Source organism: Cryobacterium sp. PAMC25264 (assembly GCF_019443325.1).
Taxonomy (GTDB): domain Bacteria; phylum Actinomycetota; class Actinomycetes; order Actinomycetales; family Microbacteriaceae; genus Cryobacterium.
The window spans coordinates 3,287,149-3,300,413 of sequence record NZ_CP080383.1 but is presented as its reverse complement, the minus strand read 5'-3'; the positions used below and the strand labels follow the sequence as shown (position 1 = coordinate 3,300,413).

14 protein-coding genes are annotated in these 13,265 nt (G+C 69.3%); 8 read left to right on the top strand and 6 right to left on the bottom strand.

From position 1 onward, the window contains the following. Window positions 1-73: 73 nt before the first annotated feature. Window positions 74-748: a substrate-binding domain-containing protein gene (locus KY500_RS15385; RefSeq protein ID WP_219901289.1), complete on the bottom strand. Its 675-nt coding sequence runs from the start codon at window positions 746-748 to the stop codon at window positions 74-76. Next, window positions 736-1,119, bottom strand: coding sequence for a LacI family DNA-binding transcriptional regulator (locus KY500_RS15380; RefSeq protein WP_219901288.1), 384 nt, complete (start codon window positions 1,117-1,119; stop codon window positions 736-738). Before KY500_RS15380 ends, KY500_RS15385 begins: the two co-directional genes overlap by 13 nt. A 113-nt stretch (window positions 1,120-1,232) precedes the next feature. Between KY500_RS15380 and KY500_RS15375 the strand changes: the two genes are divergently transcribed. The 3 genes from KY500_RS15375 to KY500_RS15365 are packed head-to-tail and all read left to right on the top strand — an operon-like array spanning window position 1,233 to window position 4,206. Then, entirely contained in the window at window positions 1,233-2,426 is a 1,194-nt protein-coding gene (locus KY500_RS15375; protein ID WP_219901287.1) for a Gfo/Idh/MocA family protein, read from the top strand. Then, window positions 2,423-3,127 (top strand): ThuA domain-containing protein, encoded by a 705-nt coding sequence (locus tag KY500_RS15370; protein WP_219901286.1) that lies wholly within the window; start codon window positions 2,423-2,425, stop codon window positions 3,125-3,127. Before KY500_RS15375 ends, KY500_RS15370 begins: the two co-directional genes overlap by 4 nt. Further along, complete coding sequence (locus KY500_RS15365; RefSeq protein WP_219901285.1) at window positions 3,106-4,206, top strand: Gfo/Idh/MocA family protein; 1,101 nt, start codon at window positions 3,106-3,108, stop codon at window positions 4,204-4,206. The genes KY500_RS15370 and KY500_RS15365 overlap by 22 nt, the downstream gene beginning before the upstream one ends. 62 nt (window positions 4,207-4,268) lie before the next feature. Here the strand turns inward: KY500_RS15365 and KY500_RS15360 are convergent, their stop codons facing one another. The 3 genes from KY500_RS15360 to KY500_RS15350 all read right to left on the bottom strand — a co-directional run bounded on the left by KY500_RS15360 (window position 4,269) and on the right by KY500_RS15350 (window position 7,190). After that, the gene (locus KY500_RS15360) at window positions 4,269-4,772 is read right to left on the bottom strand and encodes a 2'-5' RNA ligase family protein (RefSeq protein WP_219901284.1); all 504 of its coding nucleotides are present in this window, start codon (window positions 4,770-4,772) and stop codon (window positions 4,269-4,271) included. Between the two features lie 61 nt (window positions 4,773-4,833). Next, entirely contained in the window at window positions 4,834-6,468 is a 1,635-nt protein-coding gene (locus tag KY500_RS15355; protein ID WP_219901283.1) for a cell wall metabolism sensor histidine kinase WalK, read from the bottom strand. Beyond that, complete coding sequence (locus KY500_RS15350) at window positions 6,465-7,190, bottom strand: response regulator transcription factor (protein ID WP_370626937.1); 726 nt, start codon at window positions 7,188-7,190, stop codon at window positions 6,465-6,467. Before KY500_RS15350 ends, KY500_RS15355 begins: the two co-directional genes overlap by 4 nt. A gap of 264 nt (window positions 7,191-7,454) precedes the next feature. Here KY500_RS15350 and dnaK point away from each other — a divergent pair, with 264 nt between their 5' ends. From dnaK to KY500_RS15330, 4 genes are read left to right on the top strand one after another with little or no spacing between them, the layout of a single operon-like run. Then, entirely contained in the window at window positions 7,455-9,320 is a 1,866-nt protein-coding gene (gene dnaK / locus KY500_RS15345) for a molecular chaperone DnaK (protein ID WP_219901282.1), read from the top strand. Continuing rightward, window positions 9,320-10,006 (top strand): nucleotide exchange factor GrpE, encoded by a 687-nt coding sequence (locus KY500_RS15340; protein WP_219901281.1) that lies wholly within the window; start codon window positions 9,320-9,322, stop codon window positions 10,004-10,006. The genes dnaK and KY500_RS15340 overlap by 1 nt, the downstream gene beginning before the upstream one ends. Beyond that, window positions 9,999-11,012 carry a DnaJ C-terminal domain-containing protein gene (locus KY500_RS15335; RefSeq protein WP_219901280.1) on the top strand — a complete coding sequence of 338 codons (1,014 nt, stop codon included), beginning with the start codon at window positions 9,999-10,001 and terminating at the stop codon, window positions 11,010-11,012. The genes KY500_RS15340 and KY500_RS15335 overlap by 8 nt, the downstream gene beginning before the upstream one ends. A 9-nt stretch (window positions 11,013-11,021) precedes the next feature. Further along, the gene (locus KY500_RS15330) at window positions 11,022-11,435 is read left to right on the top strand and encodes a heat shock protein transcriptional repressor HspR (protein WP_219901279.1); all 414 of its coding nucleotides are present in this window, start codon (window positions 11,022-11,024) and stop codon (window positions 11,433-11,435) included. A 108-nt stretch (window positions 11,436-11,543) separates the two neighbouring features. Here the strand turns inward: KY500_RS15330 and KY500_RS15325 are convergent, their stop codons facing one another. Further along, a complete protein-coding gene (locus tag KY500_RS15325; RefSeq protein WP_219901278.1) occupies window positions 11,544-12,392 on the bottom strand; it encodes a helix-turn-helix domain-containing protein in 849 nt (282 codons plus the stop codon). A gap of 101 nt (window positions 12,393-12,493) precedes the next feature. On the opposite strand from KY500_RS15325, the gene KY500_RS15320 reads away from it, so the two are divergent. Next, entirely contained in the window at window positions 12,494-13,174 is a 681-nt protein-coding gene (locus KY500_RS15320) for an SDR family NAD(P)-dependent oxidoreductase (RefSeq protein WP_219901277.1), read from the top strand. Window positions 13,175-13,265 lie beyond the last annotated feature (91 nt).

Genomic DNA, 13,265 nt, shown 5'->3' with positions numbered 1-13,265 from the left:
GAGTCCGTCTTCGGCGGGACGTTTCGGCTCGCGAACTGTGAGTTAAGCCCCGAAATTCGGGGATTTTTGGGGCTTAAGTCACAGTTCGCGGAGGGGGGAGGGGGGAGGGGGAGGGGAGGGTGGAGTTTCGCACGACGAGGCGGGTGGGGAGCTCTACGCGGTCGAAGTGCTCGCCGCCTCTGGCCCGCAGCTCCTGCACCAGGGCCACGGCGCGGGCGGCCATCTGGCCCAACGGTTGGTGCACGCTGGTCAGCGGCGGTGAGGCTACGGCCGCGCGCGGGTCATCGTCGAAGCCCACCACGCTGATGTCGTGGGGGATGCGCAAACCGGCCCGCCGCGCCGCAGGGTAGACGGAGAGGGCCATGGCGTCGTTGCACGCGAAGACGCCCAACGGCGCCCGGTCGGTGGCAAACAGCTCGGCGATCGTGGCGTTGAGGTCCCCGCCGCCCCAGCCGAGGTCCAGCCGGGTGACCGGGGCACCGGGTGCGTGCTCGGCGATCGCCCGGCGGAACCCCTCCTCACGGGCCTTGCCGAACCGGAACCGCGGCGTGCCCCTGATCACGGCGAACCGGCCCAGGCCCGTGCCGGCCAGGTGTGCGCCGGCGTCGTAGCCGCCCTGGTCGTCGGTGGTGCCCACGCTGGCCAGCTCGCCGCCCGGATCCGAGCGCGGGTCGAGCAGCACGAGCGGGATGCTGAGTCCCCGGAGCTCGGTGAGCTGCCGGCGGGTGGGCCGGATCAGACCGAGCACCACCCCGAGGGTCGTCGGGTGGCGACCCGGGCGGGCCAGTCGTCGGCTGGATTGTCGCGCTCGAGGGTGAGCACGAGGTCGTAGCCGTGCTCGAAGGCACTGCGCCGGGCGCCGGCGGTGACCTCATCGGTCCACGCATCGTTGCCGAAGGACCCGAGCACCAGCTCGATCAGGCGCGGGTCGTGCGTGCTGGGCCTACCTCGGGCCGAGGTGCGCCGGTCGTAGCCGAGCGCAACGGCTGCGGCGAGCACCCGTTCCCGGGTGGCTCGGCCCAGGTCGCCGCGGCCGGCCAGGGCGCGGGACGCCGTGGTGATCGAGACGCCCGCCCGCCCCGCAACGTCGCCAAGGGTCACCCTCGTCGTGTCGGCCATCCGCACCACCTCTCCAGTGCCTATTTTTGCGCAAAAAGATGCCTCCGGCGCGGCGCCCTGGCATTCTCGATGGGAACAACCGTTGGACGATGCTGTCGAATGAAGGAGCGCGCATGGCCGGGAAGAACCCCTTGCGGGTGGCGTTGATCGGAACGGCGTTCATGGGCGCGGCCCATTCGCAGGCCTGGCGCACGGCGCCGCGGTTCTTCGACCTGCCGTGCGAGCCCGAGCTTGCCCTGTTGGTGGGCCGCTCGCCGGAGACCACCGCCGCGCGCGCCGGTACCCTGGGCTGGCAGGACTGGTCCACCGATTGGCGCGAGGCGGTGGCCCGCGACGACATCGACGTGATCGACATCTGCACCCCGGGCGACAGCCACGCCGAGATCGCACTGGCCGCCCTCGCGGCCGGCAAGCACGTGCTCTGCGAGAAGCCGCTGGCCAATTCGGTGGCCGACGCCGAACGGATGACCGCCGCCGCCGAGCAGGCCGCCGCCGACGGGGTGCTCTCGATGTGCGGGTTCAGCTACCGGCGCACACCGGCGCTGGCCCTGGCGCGGCGGTTCATCGCCGAGGGGCGGTTGGGCGGCATCCGTCATGTGCGCGCCAGCTACCTGCAGGACTGGCTGCGCGACCCCGACGCCCCGCTCAGCTGGCGGCTCGACAAAGCCCTGGCCGGTTCGGGAGCGTTGGGCGACATCGGGGCGCACAGCATCGACACCGCGCAGTGGCTCATCGGCGAGAGCATCACCTCGGTCTCCGCGACCATGCGCACCTTCGTCACCGAACGGCCGCAACGCGCTGCCGCGGCCGGGCTCGGCGGCGTCGCCGACGAGCAGGCCGCCCGTGGGCCGGTCACGGTGGACGACGCCGTGGCGTTCACCGCCGCCTTCTCCGGCGGCGCCCTGGGCGTCTTCGAGGCCACCCGCATGGCCACCGGGCGCCGCAACGCCAACCGCATCGAGATCAACGGTGAGACCGGGTCGATCGCGTTCGACTTCGAACGGATGAATGAACTCGAGTACTTCGACGGCCGTGGCACCGACCCCGAGGCGGAGGGATTTCGCCGCATCGTCGTGACCGACCCGGTGCACCCGTACGTCGCCAACTGGTGGCCGACCGGGCACGGGCTGGGCTACGAGCACCTGTTCACCCACCAGGTGGTGGACTTCGTCACCGCCATCGGCGCCGGAACCGCGCCGTCGCCGAGCTTCGGCGAGGCGCTGGACGTGCAGCGGGTGCTCGACGCCGTCGAGGCCAGCGCGGGCGCCGCATCCCGAATGACCACAGTGGAACGGAAGGCATCATGACCGACAAGAGCGCCCTGATCGTGCGCGGAGGCTGGGACGGCCACCATCCCGTCGCCGCCACCGAGATGTTCCTGCCGTTCCTGGCCGACAACGGCTACGCCGTGCAGATCGAGGAGTCCCCAGAGGTCTACGCCGACGCCGCCACCATGGCCGGCGTCGACCTCATCGTGCAGAGCGTGACCATGTCCGAGATCACGGGGGAACAGGTCGCCGGCCTCCGCGCCGCCGTCGAGGCCGGAACGGGCCTGACCGGCTGGCACGGCGGCATCGCCGACTCCTTCCGCGCCTCGGCCGACTACCTGCAGCTGATCGGCGGCCAGTTCGCCACGCATCCGGGCCGTCCGCCGGCGGAACGCGTCGACGGCGCCCAGGAGAACAACTACCTCGACTACACCGTGGAGATCACCCCGCTCGGCCGCGAACACCCGATCACCGCGGGGCTGGCCGACTTCGACCTCACCACGGAGCAGTACTGGGTGCTGCACGACGATCTCATCGACGTGCTCGCCACCACCACGCATCCGGCGCCCGCCTGGGAACCCTGGCACCGCCCGATCACCTCACCCGCGGTGTGGACGCGGCTCTGGGGAGCAGGCCGCCTGGTCGTCACGACACCTGGGCACAGCCCGGATATTCTCGCCGACCCGTCCGTGCGCACCATCATCGAGAGGGGCATGCTGTGGGCCACCCGCACCGCCTAGGAATCGTCGGACTCGGCAACATCTCGACCGCCTACCTCGAGACTCTCGTGGGCAGCTCGCAGTTGCAGATCACGGCGGTCGCCGACCTCGACGCCGAGCGTGCCCGGGCTGTCGCGGGAACCCTGCCGCACGCGCGGGCGCTCACCGTGGCAGAGCTTCTGGCCAGCGACGAGGTCGATACCGTGCTCAACCTCACCATCCCGGCCGCGCACGCCGAGATCGCTCTGGCCGCCATCAAGGCGGGCAAGAACGTCTACGGCGAGAAACCCTTGGCCGCAACGATGACGGATGCCCGCGCCATGGTGACCGCCGCGCTCGCCGCCGGCGTCCGCCTGGGCAGCGCGCCCGACACCGTGCTCGGGGAGGGGCTACAGACCGCACGGCACGCCGTGGACGCCGGTCTGATCGGCCGCCCGCTCGCCGCATCCGCCGTCATGATGACCCCCGGTCACGAGCGCTGGCACCCCAACCCCGACTTCTACTACCAGGCCGGCGGCGGGCCGCTGCTGGACATGGGCCCGTACTACGTGGCCGCACTCGTGCACCTGCTCGGGCCGGTGCGGTCGGTGACCGGGGCGTCCAGCCGGCTGCGCCCTGAACGCACCATTGAGAGCGGCCCGCGGGCCGGCACGGTGATCCCGGTCACCATCGACACGCATGTGTCGGGGGTGCTGGAGCACGAGAGCGGGGTGCTGTCCACGATCACGACGAGTTTCGATGTGGTGGCCACCCGCTCGGCGCCGATCGAGGTGCACGGCGAGACCGGCACCCTCTCGGTGCCCGACCCCAACCGGTTCGACGGCGAGACCGGGCTCTTCGAGGTGGGTGCCACCGAGTGGCGCGCACTGCCCGCCGCGGCCGGCTACCGGGAGGGCGCCCGCGGGGTGGGCCTGCTGGACTTCGTCACGGCCAGCCCGATGCGGCCGGCCCGCGCCACCGGCGAGCTGGCCCTGCACTCCCTCGACGTGATGACGGCCCTGCTGCAGTCGGCTGCCGAGGGGCGACGGATCGACCTGACGACCACTGCAGAGCGGCCCGAGCCGGTGCCGTTGACCGGGCGGGAGGCCTGGCTGGTCTGAGGTACCCGTCCACCGCGAACTGTGACTTAAGCCCCGGAGAACCGCGTTTATAGGTGCTTAAGTCACAGTTCGCGAGGGGTGATGGTGGGGGCGCGGAGGGGGTGGGCGGCCAGGACCGTGCGGCCGGCGGCGTGCGCGCGCGGGAGCATGTCGACCAGGGCGATCTGGCTCAGCGTGAGCGTGTCGCCGGGGTGCAGCCTGGCAGGAGGTTTGTGCGTCACGTGGGCGCGGAAGTCCGGGCCGGCGAAGGCCGGTTCGTCGGGGTCCGCGGCGAACGGGCGGATGGCGTCGACCACGGCGCCGCGCAGCCGGACGAGCCCGGCGTGCGCCAGGAGCAGCGTGACGGGGATGTTGTGGCTCCGCCCGAACAGCTCGTCGGCTCCGGCGACGAGGGCGAGGGGTGGCCGGCCGACCACGGCCGCACGGAGGGCGTCGCCGATGGCGGCGGGGGCGGCATCCGTCTGGAAGGGCGCCAGGACCGTGACGTGCAGCGGCCACTCGGCCACGGCGAAGCTCGCGCCGACCGTCAGCGGCGCCAGCGGGAGCACGACAACGAGGCGAGGCATGCCCAAACGTTACGCGAGCTGTGACTTAAGCCCCAAAATCCGGGGATTTTCGGGGCTTAGCTCACAGTTCGCGGGAGGGGCGGGAGGGGCGGGAGGGCGCGGGCGGGAGGGGGAGAGCGACCGTGAAGGTGGTGCCGGCGGGGGAGGAGAACGCCCGGATGGTGCCACCGTGCGCCTCGGCGATCGACTGGGCGATTGCCAGGCCGAGGCCCGTGCTGCGGATGCCGACCGACCCCGTGGTCCGTGAGGCGTCGCCGCGGGCGAACCGCTCGAAGATCACCGGGAGCAGATCGGCGTCGATGCCCGGGCCATTGTCCCGCACGCTCAGCTGCACCGGCAGACCCGGGTCGCCCACGCGCAGCGCGGTGGTCACGATGCTGCCCGCCGGAGTGTGCCCCTGCGCGTTGGAGAGCAGGTTCACCAGCAGCTGGTGCAGCCGTTCCCGGTCGCCGCGCACGACGACCGCCATGTCCGGCACCTCTGCGATCCAGGTGTGCCCCGGTGCAGAGGCGCGGGCGTCGTTGACCGCGGTGAGGAGCAGGTCAGCGAGGTCAACGTCGTCGACGTGGAGGTCCTGTCCCTCGTCCAGGCGGGCGAGCAGCAGCAGGTCGGCCACGAGCGAGCTCATCCGCCGGGCCTCTGACTCGATGCGCGCGAGTGAGTACTCGGTCACCTCGGGCAGCTCCGCGCTGTCCTGCCGGGTGAGCTCGGCATAGCCCTGGATGGCGGCGAGCGGAGTGCGCAGTTCGTGCGAGGCATCTGTGACGAACCGGCGCATGCGCCGGTCGGTCGCCGCCCGCACACTCAGCGCCGTGTCGACGTGGTCGAGCAGTTGGTTGAGGGCTTCACCCACCTGGCCAGCCTCGGTGCGGGGGTCGGTGTCGGCGGGCGCGACACGGGGCGCGATGCCGTGGTCGCCCGCGTCGAGCTTGAGCGAAGTGACCGCCACGGCCGTGTCGACCACCCGGCCGAGCGGGCGGAGCGCCAGTCGCACCACCACGATCGTGCCCACGATGGTTCCGATCAGGGCGAGCACGGTCAGAATGGCGATGGCCACACCCTGGCGCAGCTGCGCCTGGTCGGCCGCGGCCAGGGGCACGGCGGCCACGAGCACGTCGCCGTCGTTGACCACCGTGGCCAGTCGGTAGCGACCCAGCTCGCCCAACTCCAGGGTGCGGTTGGGTGCCGTGCCGCCTGAGGCCTCGACCGACCGAGCGATGTCTGCGGCCACATCCGTGGTGAGCACCACGGCTCCGGTATCGGAGAACAGGGCGGAGTCGACCACATCGCCACGCCAGAGGATGGCGATGACGCTGCCGCGCCCGTGCCCGACGAAGTCGACGAGGGATTTGGTACGCACCTCGCCGGTCTCGCGGGCGGCGGTGTCCGGCTGATCGGCGCCCGGGCTGACGCCGGTGTAGCCCTTGTCGGTGTAGCCGCCTCCGGCGTCACCGTCCCCGCTGTGCCCCGCCCGGCTGTGGTCGATCCCATCCGTGGCGGCGCCAGGGCTGTGACCGAACTTGTCGACCGAACGGCTCAACGCCGAGATCGAGGCCGTCAGTTGCGCATCCGCCACCGTGATCGTCGAGGTACCCAGCGCCACAATGCTCAGGATGCCCGAGGCGAGCATCATGCTGGCCACGACACCCGCGATGCCCACCACGAGGCGGCGCCGGAGGCTCCAGCGGGTGGTCACTCGGCGGCCCGCAGCAGGTACCCCACGCCGCGTACGGTCTGCAGCATCGGCGCGCGGTCGGCGTCGATCTTCTTGCGCAGGTAGGACACGTAGAGGTCCACGATGCTCGCCTTGCCGGCGAAGTCGTAGTTCCACACCTCGTCGAGGATCTGCGCGCGGCTGAGCACCCGCATCGGATTGCGCATGAAGTAGCGCAGCAGGTCGAACTCCGTCGTGGTGAGCATGATGTCGGTTTCGCCGCGCCGCACCTGGTAGCTGGTCTCGTCGAGGCTGAGATCGCCGACCACGAGCCGGGAGCCGTCGTCGGGCGCGGCCTGCACGGCGCGGCGCAGCAGCCCGCGCAGCCGGGCCACGAGCTCCTCCAGGTTGAACGGCTTGGTCATGTAATCGTCGCCGCCGGCCGTGAGACCGATGATGCGGTCGTCCACGGAGTCCCGAGCGGTCAAGAAGAGGGTGGGAGTGCTCGATCCATTGTCGCGCAGGTGCCGCAGCACGCTCAGCCCGTCGGTGTCCGGCAGCATGATGTCGAGGATGATCACGTCCGGCCGGTTGGCGCGGTACGCGCGCAGCGCATCCTGACCGGTGTGCGCCACATCCACCAACCAGCCCTCATAACTGAGCGCAAGGCTCACCAGTGTGGTGAGGGTGTCTTCGTCATCGACGAGCAGAACCCGGATGGCCGTTCCGTCGAGCCGGGAGATGCGCGGAAGCTTGGCGAGCACGGCGCGCCGGCGCACGGAGTCCGCAATCGGGTCGGGCGGGGGCAAGGCTGGCACACGATATTGTCTCAGGATTCGCCTGGGAGTGCCTCCCACGGGGGCATCCGGGGTCCTGAGGTTGTGAAGATGCTGAGAGTTGAGCCTCTGTGACTCAAGTTTGACCGCATCAACTTGACGAGATTTTCCGCCGGTGCCACACTTGAGTCAGCAACACTCAAGTCTTAGAAATACGCCTTGAACCCCATCTTTTGAAGGAGATACTCTCACATGGCTCGTGCAGTCGGCATTGACCTCGGAACCACTAACTCGGTGGTGGCCGTTCTCGAGGGTGGAGAACCCACCGTCATCGCAAACGCTGAAGGTTTCCGCACCACCCCTTCGGTGGTCGCATTCACCAAGGACGGCGAGGTACTCGTCGGTGAGACCGCCAAGCGCCAGGCAGTCACCAACGTTGACCGCACCATTTCGTCGGTCAAGCGCCACGTCGGCACCAACTGGACCGTCGGCATCGACGACAAGAAGTACACCCCGCAGGAGATCTCCGCCCGCATCCTGGCCAAGCTCAAGCGCGACGCCGAGCAGTACCTGGGCGACAAGGTGACGGATGCCGTCATCACCGTTCCCGCCTACTTCAACGACGCCGAGCGTCAGGCCACGAAGGAAGCCGGCGAGATCGCCGGCCTCAACGTGCTGCGCATCATCAACGAGCCCACCGCGGCCGCCCTGGCCTACGGCCTGGACCGCGGTAAGGAAGACGAGCTCATCCTGGTCTTCGACCTCGGTGGCGGAACCTTCGACGTGTCCCTCCTCGAAGTGGGCAAGGACGACGAGTTCTCCACCATCCAGGTGCGTTCGACCGCCGGTGACAACCGCCTCGGCGGCGACGACTGGGACCAGCGCATCGTGGACCACCTGATCAAGAAGTTCAAGGAAACCACCGGCGTCGACGTCTCCAAGGACAAGATCGCCAAGCAGCGCCTCAAGGAAGCCGCGGAGCAGGCCAAGAAGGAACTGTCCTCGAGCATGTCCACCAGCATCCAGCTGCCCTACCTCTCCCTCACGGAGAACGGCCCGGCCAACCTCGACGAGACGCTCACCCGCGCCCAGTTCGAGAAGATGACCGAGGACCTGCTCGACCGCACCAAGAAGCCGTTCCAGGACGTCATCCGTGAGGCCGGCGTTAAGGTCGAAGACATCGCGCACGTCGTTCTCGTCGGTGGCTCCACCCGTATGCCCGCCGTGTACGAGCTCGTCAAGGCCGAGACCGGTGGCAAGGACCCGAACAAGGGTGTCAACCCCGACGAGGTCGTCGCCGTCGGCGCCGCGCTGCAGGCCGGCGTGCTGAAGGGCGAGCGCAAGGACGTTCTGCTCATCGACGTCACCCCGCTGAGCCTCGGCATCGAGACCAAGGGCGGCATCATGACGCGCCTCATCGAGCGCAACACGGCCATCCCCACCAAGCGCAGTGAGACCTTCACCACGGCCGATGACAACCAGCCGTCCGTGGCCATCCAGGTCTTCCAGGGCGAGCGCGAGTTCACCCGCGACAACAAGAACCTGGGCACCTTCGAGCTCACCGGCATTGCGCCGGCGCCGCGCGGCGTCCCGCAGGTGGAGGTCACCTTCGACCTCGACGCCAACGGCATCGTGCACGTGTCCGCCAAGGACAAGGGCACCGGCAAGGAGCAGTCGATGACCATCACCGGCGGCACGGCGCTCGGCAAGGAAGACATCGAGCGCATGGTTCGTGAGGGTGAAGAGCACGCGGCAGAGGACAAGCGCCGCCGCGAGGCCGCCGAGACCCGCAACACGGCCGAGCAGCTCGCCTACTCGATCGAGAAGCTGATCAAGGAGAACGACGACAAGCTTCCCGAGGAGGTCAAGACCGAGGTGCAGGGCGACGTCGACGCTCTCAAGTCGGCTCTCGCCGGTGACGACGACGACGCGGTGAAGACCGCGTTCGACAAGCTCAACGAGAGCCAGGGCAAGCTCGGCGAGGCCATCTACGCCTCCAGCCAGGCGGATGCCGCGTCCGGCGCGTCCGAGAACGCTGAGCCCGCCGACGCCGGCAAGACCGACGAAGACGTTGTCGACGCCGAGGTTGTCGACGACGAGGACGAAGCGAAGAAGTAATGGGCGACTCCAAGCGCCCGGACGAGAACCGTCCCGAAGAAGAATCCGCCTCTGCTGCGGGAGCGCCCGAATCGGGCGCCCCCGCGGCGGGCGGGTCCTATGCCGCAACGGACGCGGAGGCCGAGCTGGCCGCCGCGGTCGGCGCGACCGAGGCATCCGAGGTGAAGCAGGGCGAAACCCCTGACGCCGCGAGTGCCGAGGGCATCGAAGAGGACGAGTTGACCGTGCAGGACATCCTGGATGCGGCCACCCTCGAAGCCAACGACCCCTCGAACGAGCACCTCGCCGACCTCAAGCGGGTCACCGCCGAGTACGCGAACTACCGCAAGCGCACCGAGGCGAACCGCGAGATCGAGCGCGAGCGCGTCACCGGAGAGGTCGTCAAGGTGTTGCTGCCGGTGCTCGACGACCTGTACCGGGCGGAGAAGCACGGCGACCTCGAGGGCGACACCGCCTTCGCGACCATCGCCGCGAAGCTGCGCGCCAGCACCGAGCGCATCGGCCTCAAGCCGTACGGTTCGGTCGGCGACGTCTTCGATCCCACCGTGCACGAGGCCATCTTCCAGCAGCCCAGCCCGGACGTCGAGGTGGAAACCGTCGGCGATGTCGTCGAGACCGGCTACTACCTCGGTTCCTCGCTCCTGCGGGCAGCCAAGGTCGTCGTGCAGGTACCGAGCGATGGCTAGCCAGGACTGGTTCGACAAGGACTTCTACAAGGTTCTCGGGGTCTCGAAAGACGTCTCCGCCGCCGACCTGAAGAAGGCGTACCGCAAGCTCGCGCGGAAGTACCACCCCGACTCCAACCCGGGTAACCCCGCAGCGGAGGCGAAGTTCAAGGAGATCAGCGAGGCCCACTCGGTGATCGGCGACCCTGAACAGCGCAAGGAGTACGACGCCGTGCGTGCCATGGGCGGTGGAGCTCGCTTCACCGCCCCTGGCCAGGGCGGCCAGCAGGGTGGGTTCGACGACGTCTTCGGCGGCATGTTCGGCGGGGGAGCCCGGCAACAGGGCTACTCCTATGAGCAGGCCGGATTCGACGACATCCTCGGTGGCATGTTCGGCCGTGGCGGACAGGGCGCCGGCGCTGCCGGCGGCCGGTTCGGCACGCCGAGCGGCGGCTACCGTGGTTTCGGCGGCCCCAGTAAGGGCCGCGACGTCATCGCGTCCACCACGGTCGACTTCATCACGGCCACCCACGGCGATCAGATCACCCTGCAGACGCAGGAGGGCCGGCCGATCAAGGTCAAGATCCCCGCGGGCGTTGCCGACGGCCAGAAGATCAAGCTGCGCGGGCAGGGGCAACCCAGCCCGGATGGCGGCGAGCCCGGCGACATCGTGCTCACCGTGACCGTGCGCAAGCATCCGGTCTTCGAGCGCGAGGGTCTCAACCTGCGCGTGAACGTGCCGGTGACCTTCGTCGAAGCCGCTCTGGGCGCCACCATCGAGGTGCCCACCCTGGGCGGACCCCCGGTGAAGCTGCGCGTGGCACCCGGCACCCCCAGCGGCCGCGTTCTCCGCGTCAAGGGCCGCGGTGTTGTCACCCAGAAGGGCACCGGCGACTTGCTCGCCGTGGTGCAGGTGGCCGTGCCGTCACACCTGTCGAAGGACGCCGAGGAGAAACTCCTCGCCTTCAACGAGGCCCTGCCCAAGGAGAACCCGCGCGACGAGCTCATCGCCCGGGCCAAGGGGTAATGAACGTCGATGGATGAGAACACCCGGGTCTTCGTGATCAGTACCGCCGCAGAGCTTGCCGGGATGCACCCGCAAACCCTGCGGCAATACGACCGCCTGGGCCTCGTCAGCCCCGACCGCACGCCGGGCCGCTCGCGCCGCTATTCCATGCGCGACGTGGCCCGGCTGCGGGAGATCGCCGACCTGGGTGCAGAGGGCGTGAGCCTGGAGGGCATCCGCCGCATTCTCGCGCTCGAGGACACCGTGCGCTCACTGCAAAACCGCGTCGGCAACCTCGAAGCTGCCCTGGCCGATGAACTGCTCAACCGGCCGGGCCGCCGGGTCTTCGCGGCCGGTTCAGCCGGTGAGGTCATCTCGATGCGCGCGGGAACCCGCACCCGCCGCTCCAACCAGATCGTGATCTGGCGCCCCCTCGACAGGTAGCCCCTCCCGATCCCGCGAACTGTGAGTTAAGCACCTCCCGGGGGTGTTTTGGGTGCTTTTCTCACGGTTCGTGGTCGGGTGGGCGCGCTCGCTTCGCGGCCCATCCGCTTACCCGCTCAGCGGGGCTGTGGTGAGCGATTGCAGGCCGGTGACCCGTAGTAGGTCGAGTTTCTGCTCGTCTACGCTGCCGGGAACGACGGTGTAGACGACGATGCGCAGGTCGCCGCCGGGAACCGTCAGCACGTCGCAGTCGACGCTGATCGGGCCGACCGCTGTGCGGGTCACGGTCTTCCGGCTCGAGCGATGCTCGGCCACCCGCGCCTCGCCCCAGCGGTGTTCAAACTCGTCCGACGCGGCGCGCAGCCGGGCCACCAGCTGCGCCAGAGCGCCGTCGTGCGGGTACCGGCCCACCGCCGTGCGCAGGTCAGCGGCGAGGTCGCTGGCGAAGTCCTCTTCGTGTTGGGCGTCGAACTCGACTCCCTCGTGGCCCCACATGAAATGCCGCCAGACCAGATTGCGTTCGATACCCACGTAACGCGACGGATCACCGGTCAGCGCTGCCCAGAGCGGATTCCACAGCAGGATGTCGTGCGACGCGGTGAACACGGCCATCGGCACGTCCCCGAGCCTGTCGATGATCCGTTGCACACCGGCGGTCACGTGCTGAGGAACGGTTCCGCGGGCAGGCGGCGCGACGCCGGCGACTCTGAAGAGGTGATCGCGTTCGGTCGGGGTCACGCGCAGGGCGAGGGCCAGGGCACCCAGCATCTGCGGGCTGGGATTGACTGCCCGGCCCTGCTCCAGTCGCACTATGTAGTCCACGCTCACGCCGGCAAGGGCGGCGAGCTCTTCGCGGCGGAGCCCGGTGGTTCGCCGGCCCGCGCCGGACGGTAACCCGACATCCGCCGGCCGCACCCGGTCGCGCCACGCTCGCAGTACCTCGGCGAATTCACTCATGGCCCCATTCTGCCCGCGGCCGGGTGATTCATCGTGGTACTCGCAGTCCCACCGTCGAGTGGGGCCTGGGAGAAACCCGGTGCGGGCAAGAGCATTGACCTATGACACTCACACTCATCACCGGGGCAAACAAAAGCCTCGGCCTCGAAACCGCCCGCCGCCTCGTCGAGGCCGGTCACACCGTCTACGCCGGCATGCGAGACCTCGCGAACGGGGATGCCGCCCGCGACCTGGGCGCCCACCCCGTTCAGCTGGACGTTACCGACCAGGCGAGCGTCGACGCCCTGTTCGCCTCCCTGCCCGACCTGGACGTGCTGGTCAACAACGCCGGCATCCTGGGCACTTCCTTCGGTGTCGACGACCTCACGACCGAGAAGATGGCCGACGTGTTCGACACGAACGTGCTGGGGATCGTGCGCGTCACCCAGGCCGCGCTGCCCGCGCTCCGCCGCTCGGCGCATCCGGTGATCGTTAATGTCGCGTCGGGAGTCGGGTGGCCGCGTTTTCTCTCCACCGAGGGACATGACGAGTTCCCGGTGCCCGCCATCCCGTACGCGGCCTCAAAGGCCGCCGTCATCGCGCTCACCGTGCAGTATGCGAAGAACCTGCCCTCCTTCCGTATCAACGTGAGCGACCCCGGGTACACCGCTACGGACTTCAATAACCACGGTGGGCACCAAACCGTCACCGAGGGCACGGATGCGACGGTGGCGCTAGCCCTCGTGAGCCCGTCCGGCCCCACCGGCGAGTTCCATAACAGAGCCGGTCGCATCGACTACTGAGGCCCTCTCCAGGCCCGCGAACTGTGAGTTAAGCACCTCCCGGGGGCGTTTTTGGGTGCTTTTCTCACGGTTCGCGGATGGGGTGGGCCCG